The following is an 11,530-nucleotide window of genomic DNA, read 5'->3' on the forward strand; positions in this document are numbered from 1 at the left end:
AAAATTGACATCATAAACCAAAAACAGCATTAACCATATGACTTTAACAATATAATTTAAAACTATTTAGCGTTTCCACATTAATTTCAATCATAAACAACTTGTGATAACCATAGTTACCGCTTCCTTTTTTATGGAAAAAGTACTCAGCCTGGCATCTTGCGAAAACTGAATATTATTGCCGATCAGAGAGTCTGCAATAAAAAACTCTCTTACATACAGATATTCTAAAGTTCTTTAAAATAAAAAACCGACAGGTAAAGGACCTGTCGATAAAAAAACAAAAATTGATATGGATATGATTTAGATATGATGTGTCTATTTTTTAATGATCTTTTCTGTGACTGTTTTCTGATTTTTGGTCTGAATTTTAATCAAATAAGTTCCTGGAACAAAACTGTCCATAGAAACCGTCATAGAATTCCCTTCCAGCATCTTTTGTCCGGATATGTTATAAATTTCATATTTCTCCAATCCTTCTTTCATCTTGATTGTCACTGAACCTGATGTAGGATTCGGATATATTTTCACCTGGGCTGATGCCTCTTTGGAAACTTCAATGGTTGAAAGACTCTCAGGCTGAATATTTAAAGTATAATCCTCTGCCTGGCCGATAAACCAACCTGCAGGACAGGGAAGATTCTTCAAAGATCCCATCCATGAACTGGATTCATATGCTTTTACCAGTCTGAAACGGGTTTCTCCCAGCTGCGCTCCTGCCGGAATAGTAATATTGCCCGCTGTAACCCCAGATTCATGACCGGAAACCGGATTGGAATTATCCAGATAGCCCAGATTAAATTGCTCATCAGCATCAAACTGATTATTATGGTTAAAATCAATATAAGCATAGGCAGATACGGTAGTCTGTCCGTGTGTACCTCCTGTAACACTTATAGGATAGCTATTTCCACGGTTTACATTGAAAACGGTTGCTGTAAAGTTTTCAAGAACATCAGAATTCCCGTCAAGTGCACTGTTTCTAACAACTCCGGCAAATTCTACGGTACTGATCTCACTCACGGTCAAGCTTGTAATATTTTCAGTGCCACAGTAAGGAGCCGGGAAACTCGCTGTATTTCCTATGATATTAACCGTATAATCTTCCGTCTGCCCTGCTCTTAAACCGCTGTCACAAGCTGAACTGATAGAATTAGCAGCTGCAGGATTTGAATAGGCCTGAACATTGGTATTTTTAAGAACTCTCATTCTTGTACTTCCACTGGCTGCATTGGCAGGAATCATGATGGTATTGCTGATGGTAAAAGCATTGGCTGGATTAGCCGCTTCAAGCCTTCCGATATAAAAACTTTCTCCGGCATCATCAAAATTACCATTCTGATTAAAGTCTATAAAAACAACTACATCGCTTGGAAATGTACTGGACGGACCTTTCACGGATATCGGGTAAGAGCTTCCTGACTGCAAATCTGTGGAGATTGCCGTAAAGTTCTCATAAATTTGTGCATTTGAGGACTGAACGGGTGATGAATTATTAATCGTTCCGAAAGTCACATTGCTGATCATATTGCTGTCAGCTCCATACTGAAAGGTTGGCATACAATATTGCAGCTGCGCATTCATCAGCGAGGCAAGTACAATACCAGAAAGAGTAGTTATTTTTTTCATTTTCTTTGTTAAATTTCTTGGGACAAATTTATATTTATTTAGAATGAATAAAAATAACAACACAATGATATTTGTCAGTTTAATAAAAATAAAGCATTTATCTTTCGTCTGTATTCATTGAATATTCTGTATGATCAATGGATAATCAATCTGTTACCAACGGAAAAGATCCTTCTCAAATTTAACTTTAAGAAAGATCTTTTTATTAGAATAATTGAAATCTAAGGTAATTTATCCCTTTTAGCCTATATTTTCGATAAGAACTGCGGAAGCACCTCCTCCTCCATTACAGATAGCAGCAATTCCATACTTGCCTTTTTCCTGGCGTAAAACATTCACCAAAGTAGTCATAATTCGTGCTCCTGAAGCTCCGATCGGATGCCCCAATGCCACTGCTCCTCCATAAACATTTACTTTATTCACATCGTACCCAAGGATTTTCTGATTGGATAAAATAACAGAAGAGTACGCTTCATTAATCTCGAAAAAGTCGATATCAGACAGACTAAGACCGGTTTGTTTCAACAGTTTTTGAATAGCAATGGAAGGTGAAGTGGTAAACCATTCCGGTGCCTGAGCGGCATCTGCATAGGCTATTATTCTTGCCAGTGGTTTTAAATTATGCAGCTCTATAGCTTCAGAGGATGCTAATAATAAGGCTGCAGCCCCATCATTCAGATTGCTGGAATTGGCTGCTGTAAGTGTTCCGTCTGCTTCAAATGCTGGTTTCAACAGGGAAATTTTCTCTGGGATCAGTTTATCAATATCTTCGTCTTTATCAACAATTGTAGTTCCTTTTTTGCTTTCAATCGATATTGGGATCAATTCATTTGCGAACTTGCCATTTTTAGCCGCTTCCTGAGCTCTATGATAGGAAAACAACGCATACTCATCAAGCTCCTGTCTGGTGAGTTCATATTTTTTAACGCCCAGTTCGGCTGCACTTCCCATGTGAAAATCATTGTAAACATCCCATAATCCATCTTTGATCAATCCATCAGTAAGAATGGTATCTCCCAGCTTTGTTCCTTGTCGGATTTTGACATAATGCGGAACATTGCTCATGCTTTCCATTCCTCCTGTCATAACAATATGATCTAATCCAAGCTGAATCTGCTGAGCCCCAATCATTGCCGCTTTCATTCCGGATGCACAGACTTTATTGATGGTGGTGGCATCTTTATCAACAGGAATTTTAGCAAAAACAGAGGCCTGTCTTGCGGGTGACTGTCCCAGTCCGGCACTCAGTACGTTTCCCATATATACACTGTCTATGTATTCAGGAGCTAATCCAATGCCCTGATAAGCATTCTCAATGGCAAGAGCTCCCAATTGAGGCGCTGTAAATCCGGACAGACTTCCCATAAAACCTCCTACCGGAGTTCGTTTTGCTGCTACTATAAATACTTCTTTCATAGATTTTATTTTTTACAATATACCGATCAGTATATTTTTAATTAAAAAAAATCCTTTTTATGTTGACAAAGGAATCTCACAAAGATAATCAAAATATACCAATCGGTATATTAATAAGATAAAAAAAATCTTACTGCTCTGGTAAGATTCTATTGTTTATGCTCTGCTTAGCTGATCAAGTTTTTTTAGCAGTGTGGGCATTCTGTAATCGCCATGCATCTGTTCTACTTTTAATTGAACTTCATCTACATCTATTCCTTTCGCTGTTACAAAAAGTGGCGTTTTACTTTCTCCACGGAAAACACTTCTTCGCTGGGAATCCGGTGTTGTAAATTCATTTTTTGCAATCCCAACAATAGGATATTTTTCTTCCAATTCATCGTAAAGGTGTCCACCAAGACCAATTTTCCCGTGATTATCCAAAGTGACATATCCATCGACAATGATAATATCTTCCGGTTTTAATGTTATTTTCTTCAGAAGACTTACAATGCAGGGCAATTCTCTTTTGTAAAAGGCTCCGCTTTCATATTCTGAACTCACAGGAATCTGTTCTATAAAGACTTCCACTTCTTTTTCCGAAGTCCAGTCTTCAAATGCAATACACACGGTATTGGCATAATCCTCATAATAGTAGGTATCGAATGCGTAAATCATATTTCTCTCTTAAAAAAACTCACCGAAATGCCACAATATCCCAGACGGATCGTGTACAAAACACTCCTTTCCCCAGTCCATGACTCTTACCGGAGTCAATTTTACATGTTGATATTTGTCTGTAAGGCCTAAAGACAGCAGTTCGTTCCAGAATTCATTGGTATTGGCAACTTCCATAAAAATCATGGTATTGTCTACCCAATCTTTTGCGTAATAATCCTGAAGATAAAAGCCAATTTCTTCACGTATAAAAAGTGATAATTTGGGCTCCAGAACAACTTCTTCAAAACCCAGATCTTTATAAAAATTTCTGCTGATTTCAAAGTTTTGTGCTCCGATAAAAGGTCTGATGGATTTCAGTTTTGGGGTCATAGTTTTTCTATTTTTCAAGGGGTTTCCGGTTTTTTCAAGCGGGATGGTAATTATTTACCCTTGTCAAGGTTTTAAACCTTGACAAGGGTAAGAACCAATCCGAATTAAAACTGGTGTTTATTTTTTGTCAACCACAATTCTTTCTTCCCTGTTGGCGATATCCCAGGCCGTTGTAAAAATAAGCTGGGTTCTTTTCTCCAACAACGGATAATCAATCTTTTCCGGATCATCCCCTGGTTTGTGATAATCTTCATGAATACCATCAAAGAAGAATGCTACAGGAATATTATGCTTGGCAAAATTATAGTGGTCTGAACGGTAATACAATTGTTCAGGATCATTCAAATCATCGTATTTGTAATTCAATTCCAGATTGTTGGTTCTTTTGTTTGCCGCTTCGTTGATTACTTTGAGCTGAGAACTCAACATTTCAGAACCAATCACATAGACATATTGTTTTCCTCTGTTGGCAGGATCATCACGTCCGATCATATCAATATTAAGGTCAACAACTGTATTGGCTAATGGGAAAACAGGGTTTTCGGAATAATATTCTGAACCAAACAGCCCATGTTCCTCTCCTGTAACATGCAGAAACAGAATGGATCTTTTAGGACCCTTTCCTGCTTTTTTAGCCTGCTGGAATGCTTTGGCAATTTCCATTACAGCTACAGTTCCACTTCCGTCATCGTCTGCTCCGTTGTACACTACTCCATTTTTTGTTCCTACATGATCATAATGTGCAGAAACCACCACAATCTCTTCCGGTTTTTCGCTTCCTTCAATGAAAGCCAGAATATTTTCAGAATCCGGAAGGTTGCCGCCTCCTCTTTTCTTCATGAATTCGGAAGGTACTTTCTGATAGTATGAATTTAATGTTTTAGGCCCTGAAATACCCAGATTTTTATAATAATTAACAATATACTCACCCGCTTTTTTCTGTCCTTTGCTTCCGGTGTCACGCCCTTCCATATCGTCTGCAGCAATGACGTACAGGTTTTTCTTTAAATCCTCTGCATTAATCTCTTTATAGGCATTGTTAAATGCTTTGTTATGTTTTGTTGAAACAGGATGTGAAGCATTCCCGTCAGATATTTTTGCCGTTCCACAACTGGTTACTAGAGCCATTGCCAATAACGGAATAAGTATTTTTCTCATAGAAGATAAATTTCTTAAAAATAACAATTTTTATTGAATCCCGGCATGCAGAGTGAATATGACAAAATAATATGCAATCCATTACAAATTGAACGGCACGTTATTTTTAAATATAATCCGGTATTAAAATTTTATTATATTTGATAAAAATACAAAATAAGTGAAAGAAATTTACGGATTTACTCATTATTCCTTTTTTACGGAAATGTCCGAGCTGGCAACCAGGCACGGAAGCTTTGATCTTTCTTTGGGACTTCCCGATTTTGATATTGATGAACGCCTGAAAGTATTTTTAAAAGAAGCTGCAGAAAAGAACACTCATCATTACGAACCTCTTGCAGGGAACCCTCTTCTGATAGAAAGCATTATTCGTTTCAATGCAAAAAGAACCCATACAATCTCTCTTACAGGCAAAGAAATCACCATTATCCCATGTGCAACCTTTGGTTTATATACTTCGCTTAAATCAATTCTGAATCAAGGTGATGAAGTCATCATTATTCAACCTTCATACTACACTTATGGACCAGCTGTAGTCATGAATGGAGGAATTCCTGTTTATTATGATCTTGATGGTGATTTTACCATCGATTGGAATCTGTTTAAAGACTGTATTACTGAAAAGACAAGAGCAGTCATTGTCAACTCTCCCCAGAATCCCACCGGAAAAGTATGGAAAAAAGAAGACTGGAATCAGCTCTATGAACTGATTAAAGACCGTGATATTTATTTGATTTCAGAAGAAATATATGATACTTATTGTTATGATAAAACTGAACATTACAGTTCTTTCATCCATCCTGGACTAAAAGAAAAAACTTTCTGCATTTTTTCTTTTGGTAAAATGTTTCATACTTCGGGATGGAAAGTGAGTTATATGCTTGCTTCAGAAGCTTTAACAGCAAGATTCCAGTGTCATCAGCAATATATTTCTTACAGTGCAAATGCTCCTGCACAATATGCTATTGCAAAATACCTCGATGTATTTGATCCGGATATCAGCAAAAAAATCATGCAGGCGAAAAGAGATATTTTTAATGAAATGATTAAAGAAACACCACTTCAGATTGAAAAACAAGCGGAAGGAAGTGTTTTTCAGGTGGTTAATTTCAGGACTATTTCTAAAAGCATGACAGATGTGGAATTTTCCAAGTGGCTAACGATTGAGAAGAAGGTTTCCTGTCTTCCACTTTCTGCGTTCTATAATTCAAGACAAAATTCTGATTATATCAGGTTTAGTTTTGCCAAAAAAGATGAATTGATTATTCAGGCGTTGGAGCATTTGAAAAGGAATCTTTGATGTTTCTGCAGTTGTTTTTCCCACAGATCGTACAGGTTTTCACAGATGATTCTGAATATTTTATTTGTGCAAGTTTTGTTTTTAAGGGTAATCAATAAAAAAAGCACCGCCATAGCGATGCTTTTCTTCTATTTTTTCAGTGAATTTAAAGAGCCAGTACTCTTACATCAATTCTTCTGTTTTTTGCTTTGCATTCATCAGTATCATTAGCTTCGCATACCGGATGTTGAGATCCATAGCCTTCTGCTTCTATTCTGTCTGCAGAAATACCTAGCTCAAGCAGTTTAAGTTTGGCAGTCTGTGCTCTCAGATTGGATAACTTAAGGTTACTATCTTCATTACCGCTGTTATCTGTATATCCACCTAGTTTTATTTTTAAATTCGGATAAGCATTTAAGATTTCTGACAAAGTATTCAATTGAAGTACTGATTCTGCTTTCAGATCACTTGAACCTGTTTCAAAATAAAGGTTTTCAATAGTATACCACTTATTTGGATCTAATGCAGATTTATCTTTTTGTTTCACCACATTATAAAGTTGGTAAAGCTGGCTTCCGTCACCAATGGCAATTGTTTTTCCTCCGTCCAGTTTTATTTTCTGAATATTTCCTGTTTCATATACAAAATCTCCATTTTCATTAAGGTGCCCTTTGATTTCTCCCGGAATAACCGTAATTATTTTAGAATCTCCATTTACAGTGGGTGCACTACTTGAAATTCCTGTAAGACTTTCAATTTTTGCTTTTCTGTTGGCTTCAATTTTATCTTTATGTAAAACAGCTAAAGTAGGCGCAATCACTAAAGAAACGATTGACATTAATTTGATCAGGATATTCATCGAAGGTCCTGATGTATCTTTAAACGGATCTCCCACTGTATCACCTGTTACAGATGCTTTGTGCGGTTCTGAACCTTTATAATAGGTCTGTCCATTGATATCAACTCCTTTTTCAAATGATTTTTTTGCATTGTCCCATGCTCCTCCAGCATTGTTCTGAAACATTCCCATTAAAACACCACATACTGTAGCTCCAGCTAAAAATCCTCCTAATACTTCAGGTCCGAAAATAAATCCGATTAATAAAGGAGAGACGATGGCAATCGCACCAGGCAGCATCATTTTTCTGATAGATGCATCTGTAGAAATGGCAACACATTTTTCATATTCCGGCTGTGCTTTTCCTTCCAGGATTCCAGGAATTTCACGGAACTGTCTTCTTACTTCTTCTACCATTGCCATGGCAGCCTGTCCTACTGCGGTAATCGCCAATGAGGAGAAGATAAACGGAATCATTCCTCCTACAAAAAGTCCGGCAAGAACATCTGCTCTGTAAATATCAATACCGTCAATACCTGCAATACCTACAAAAGCAGCAAATAAAGCCAATGCTGTCAAAGCAGCCGAAGCAATGGCAAATCCTTTCCCTGTAGCAGCGGTTGTATTTCCTACGGCATCCAGAATATCTGTTTTCTCTCTTACTTCCTTAGGCAGTTCACTCATCTCAGCGATACCTCCTGCATTATCAGCGATAGGTCCGAAAGCATCAATAGCAAGCTGCATGGCTGTAGTAGCCATCATTCCAGCTGCGGCAATAGCCACTCCATAAAGCCCGGCACACAGATAAGAACCATAGATTCCTCCTGCCAATACAATAATAGGAAGTAAAGTAGATTCCATTCCCACAGAAAGCCCACCGATAATATTGGTTGCGTGTCCTGTAGAAGACTGTCTCACAATACTGGAAACAGGTCTTTTCCCCATGGCAGTGTAATATTCTGTAATAATACTCATTAAAGTTCCTACTACCAGACCTACCATAATAGCTCCGAATACGCCCATCTTAGTAAACTCATGGCCTCTGAGAACCATTTTTTCAGGAAGAATATAGGTTACAAGGAAATAAGAAGCAATAGCGGTAATTACAATACTTCCCCAGTTTCCAAGGTTTAATGCGTTCTGTACACTGGAAGTAGACGAACCTTCATTATCATTAATTTTCACAAATAAAGTTCCGATCATTGAAAATATAATTCCTGTTCCTGCAATCAGCATCGGCAAAAGAATCGGGGCAAAACCTCCGAAAGCATCATCAGAAACAGTTTCTCTACCTAATACCATCGTGGCAAGAACTGTCGCCACATACGATCCGAAAAGGTCAGCTCCCATTCCGGCAACATCTCCTACGTTATCTCCTACATTATCTGCAATTGTTGCTGGATTTCGGGGATCATCTTCAGGAATTCCGGCTTCTACTTTTCCTACAAGGTCAGCACCTACGTCTGCCGCTTTTGTATAAATACCACCTCCTACTCTTGCAAAAAGCGCAATGGATTCAGCCCCCAGAGAAAATCCGGTAAGAATTTCGATGGTCTTTTCCATTTCATGAGAGTCTACTGTAGCTTCAGGGGCAAAAATCTGTTTAATAATAAGAAATAAAGCTCCTAAACCTAAGACCGCAAGCCCGGCAACTCCCATTCCCATCACAGAACCTCCTGTAAAAGATACTTTAAGGGCTTTTGACAGTGAAGTTCTTGCAGCTTCTGCCGTTCTCACATTCGCTTTGGTAGCGATTTTCATTCCGATAAACCCTGCTGATGCAGAGAATATAGCTCCAACAGCAAAAGCAAGTCCGATACTCCAGTGTGAGTTGGCATTACTTGAGCCCATTACTGCCAATAGAATGGCTACAACAACAACAAAGTACGTTAAGATTTTGTATTCAGCCTTTAGAAAAGCCATTGCACCGTCTGCAATATGGCCGCTGATTGTTTTCATTTTTTCATTTCCTGCATTCTGTTTGTTTACCCAGTTGCTCTGAAGAAATGTATAAAGCAAAGCTATGACACCAAAAATTGGCACTAACACAAATAGATCCATAGTTTATTATTTTATATTAAAAAATTGAGATTAGTCTTATAAATATAATGAAATTATAAACACGCAATAAAATTCACTAATAATTATCTATTATTTCGTAAATTTGTTTATCACCATGATTTGAATTAATTATTTATGAAAAGGATATTGTACACTATTTTTTTATCTGCAAGCATAAGCAGCTGTCAAAATAAGATTCCACAAGAAAAAGCTGAAATACTTTATTTCGGAGGTTCTATTATAACAATGGAAGATTCTTCTCCACAAATTGAAGCTGTAGCAGTAAAAGACGGGAAAATACTTTTTGCCGGAACAAAATCAGATGCAGAACGTTTCTCTGAACCTTCTACTAAAATGATTAACCTTAATGGAAAAGCTCTACTTCCTGGCTTTATAGATGTTCATGGACATCTTACTTCAAGAGCCGGGATGATGGATGTTGTAGATTTATCTCCTGAACCTTATGGTACAGTAAATTCAATTAAAGATTTACAGACTAGAATTAAAAACTATATTAAAGACAAAAAAATCACAGATAATATACCCGTTATCGGAAATGGTTATGATGATGCGATCATTACGGAGCACCGTCATCCTACAAAAACAGAACTGGACGCCATCAGCAAGACTAATCCTATCATTGTTATTCATGCTTCAGGCCATGCCAGCGTAGCTAACAGTGCCATGCTAAAGCTTCTGGGAATAACGGAATCATCAAAAGATCCTGAAGGAGGTCACCTTGGCAGGGACAAAAAAACAGGAAAACTGAACGGAAAATTAGAAGAAAATGCAAGTTTCAATGCGTTATTGGCCATCACAGAAAAAATGGGTAAAGGCAAAAACACCCAAGCTCATGCAATGGAAAATCTGATGAAAGCCCAGGATGAATGGCTCAGCTATGGACAGACTACTATTTGTGACGGGAGAACCATGGGAGAAAGTGTTGCTCTGTTAGAAAAAGCAGCATCTCAGCATCTTCTTAAAGCTGATGTTGTTTACTTTCCTGATTATGAATATTTCAAAAAAGATTTCAACAACTTCAAACCAAAGTATATGAAGTATGAAAATCATCTGAAATTAGCTGGATTCAAATTTTCTGATGATGGTTCCCCACAAGGTAAAACAGCCTGGCTTACCCAGCCTTATTTAGTTCCACCTGAAGGTCAGTCTAAAGACTATAAAGGGTTCCCTATTTTTACGGATGAAACCTTATATAACGACCTGAAGGTCCTTTTTCAAAATAATATCACTGCCCAGCTTCATGTAAATGGAGATGCAGCAATTGATCAAGCTATCCGTGTTATTCAAAGGTTAAAAGATGAAAACATTTACAAGCCGGAATTGCGGGCAACATTAATTCACGTACAGAACAGCAGACCTGATCATATTCAAAAAATAAAAGAATTAGGAGTAATCCCTTCTTATTTTTCTACTCATGCTTATTTATGGGGAGATTGGCATTATTCGAGTGTTTTCGGTCCTGAAAGAGCTTCTTTTATCAGTCCGGCAAATTCAGCATTAAAGGCAGGAATTACTTTTACTATTCATCATGATGCTCCGGTTACACCACCCGATCTGATTACGGCAGTGTACGCAGCAGTGAATAGAAAGACCCGATCTGGAATGATTTTAGGTCCTAATGAAAGAATCTCCACCCTTGAAGCTTTAAAAGCAATTACCATTAACGGAGCTTATCAATTACAGGAAGAAAACAGAAAAGGGTCTATTAAAGCTGGTAAAATAGCTGATTTTGTTATTCTTGACCAGAATCCTTTAACAGTAGCTCCTGAAAACCTCAGAAACATTAAGGTTCTGGAAACGATAAAAGAAGGAAATTCTGTCTACAAAAGAAAGTAGATCTTTGTACAATGATTTAATGAAAAGAGCAGATACTAAAGAGACTGTCCAAAAAGTTTGGGCAGTCTCCTGTTATTATAAAGAAATAGAATTTAGAAGATTTTGAGGGTCATGTAAATGTCTTGAATGAACCTTAGATCCGACACTTTATATAAAAAACCATTCTTGTTCGATAAAATTTAAATAGAATTAACAGGTCGCTCCTCCGGAGCTCTAATTTTAAAACAAATACGTTCTATTAACAGTCAGCTCCCATTGGAGCT

The 11,530-nt window shown here is 37.4% G+C and carries 8 protein-coding genes; 2 read left to right on the forward strand and 6 right to left on the reverse strand.

Going from position 1 to position 11,530, the window contains the following annotated elements; translation table 11 throughout:
• Positions 1 to 318: 318 nt before the first annotated feature.
• From NK356_RS17690 to NK356_RS17710, 5 genes are all read right to left on the reverse strand, one after another.
• A complete protein-coding gene (locus tag NK356_RS17690; RefSeq protein WP_253317609.1) occupies positions 319 to 1,629 on the reverse strand; it encodes a T9SS type A sorting domain-containing protein in 1,311 nt (436 codons plus the stop codon).
• A gap of 240 nt (positions 1,630 to 1,869) precedes the next feature.
• Positions 1,870 to 3,045 (reverse strand): acetyl-CoA C-acyltransferase, encoded by a 1,176-nt coding sequence (locus NK356_RS17695; RefSeq protein WP_253317610.1) that lies wholly within the window; start codon positions 3,043 to 3,045, stop codon positions 1,870 to 1,872.
• Between the two features lie 156 nt (positions 3,046 to 3,201).
• Positions 3,202 to 3,702, reverse strand: a complete 501-nt coding sequence (locus NK356_RS17700; RefSeq protein WP_253317611.1) for an endonuclease V — start codon at positions 3,700 to 3,702, stop codon at positions 3,202 to 3,204.
• Positions 3,703 to 3,711: 9 nt separating this feature from the next.
• Positions 3,712 to 4,074: a glyoxalase gene (locus NK356_RS17705; RefSeq protein WP_253317612.1), complete on the reverse strand. Its 363-nt coding sequence runs from the start codon at positions 4,072 to 4,074 to the stop codon at positions 3,712 to 3,714.
• Positions 4,075 to 4,191: 117 nt separating this feature from the next.
• Positions 4,192 to 5,232 carry a M28 family metallopeptidase gene (locus tag NK356_RS17710; protein ID WP_253317613.1) on the reverse strand — a complete coding sequence of 347 codons (1,041 nt, stop codon included), beginning with the start codon at positions 5,230 to 5,232 and terminating at the stop codon, positions 4,192 to 4,194.
• A 160-nt stretch (positions 5,233 to 5,392) separates the two neighbouring features.
• Here NK356_RS17710 and NK356_RS17715 point away from each other — a divergent pair, with 160 nt between their 5' ends.
• Entirely contained in the window at positions 5,393 to 6,532 is a 1,140-nt protein-coding gene (locus NK356_RS17715; RefSeq protein WP_253317614.1) for an aminotransferase class I/II-fold pyridoxal phosphate-dependent enzyme, read from the forward strand.
• Positions 6,533 to 6,677: 145 nt separating this feature from the next.
• Here the strand turns inward: NK356_RS17715 and NK356_RS17720 are convergent, their stop codons facing one another.
• Entirely contained in the window at positions 6,678 to 9,410 is a 2,733-nt protein-coding gene (locus tag NK356_RS17720) for a sodium-translocating pyrophosphatase (protein ID WP_034696697.1), read from the reverse strand.
• Between the two features lie 135 nt (positions 9,411 to 9,545).
• Here NK356_RS17720 and NK356_RS17725 point away from each other — a divergent pair, with 135 nt between their 5' ends.
• Entirely contained in the window at positions 9,546 to 11,267 is a 1,722-nt protein-coding gene (locus NK356_RS17725; protein ID WP_253317615.1) for an amidohydrolase, read from the forward strand.
• Positions 11,268 to 11,530: the final 263 nt, after the last annotated feature.

This window comes from Chryseobacterium sp. S0630 (assembly GCF_024158915.1).
Taxonomy (GTDB): domain Bacteria; phylum Bacteroidota; class Bacteroidia; order Flavobacteriales; family Weeksellaceae; genus Chryseobacterium.

What these genes read in the sequence shown, in the direction of transcription:
- NK356_RS17690 (WP_253317609.1), bottom strand. Translation starts at nt 1,629, where the DNA reads ATGAAAAAAATAACTACTCTTTCTGGTATTGTACTTGCCTCGCTGATG.
- NK356_RS17695 (WP_253317610.1), bottom strand. Translation starts at nt 3,045, where the DNA reads ATGAAAGAAGTATTTATAGTAGCAGCAAAACGAACTCCGGTAGGAGGT.
- NK356_RS17700 (WP_253317611.1), bottom strand. Translation starts at nt 3,702, where the DNA reads ATGATTTACGCATTCGATACCTACTATTATGAGGATTATGCCAATACC.
- NK356_RS17705 (WP_253317612.1), bottom strand. Translation starts at nt 4,074, where the DNA reads ATGACCCCAAAACTGAAATCCATCAGACCTTTTATCGGAGCACAAAAC.
- NK356_RS17710 (WP_253317613.1), bottom strand. Translation starts at nt 5,232, where the DNA reads ATGAGAAAAATACTTATTCCGTTATTGGCAATGGCTCTAGTAACCAGT.
- NK356_RS17720 (WP_034696697.1), bottom strand. Translation starts at nt 9,410, where the DNA reads ATGGATCTATTTGTGTTAGTGCCAATTTTTGGTGTCATAGCTTTGCTT.
- NK356_RS17725 (WP_253317615.1), top strand. Translation starts at nt 9,546, where the DNA reads ATGAAAAGGATATTGTACACTATTTTTTTATCTGCAAGCATAAGCAGC.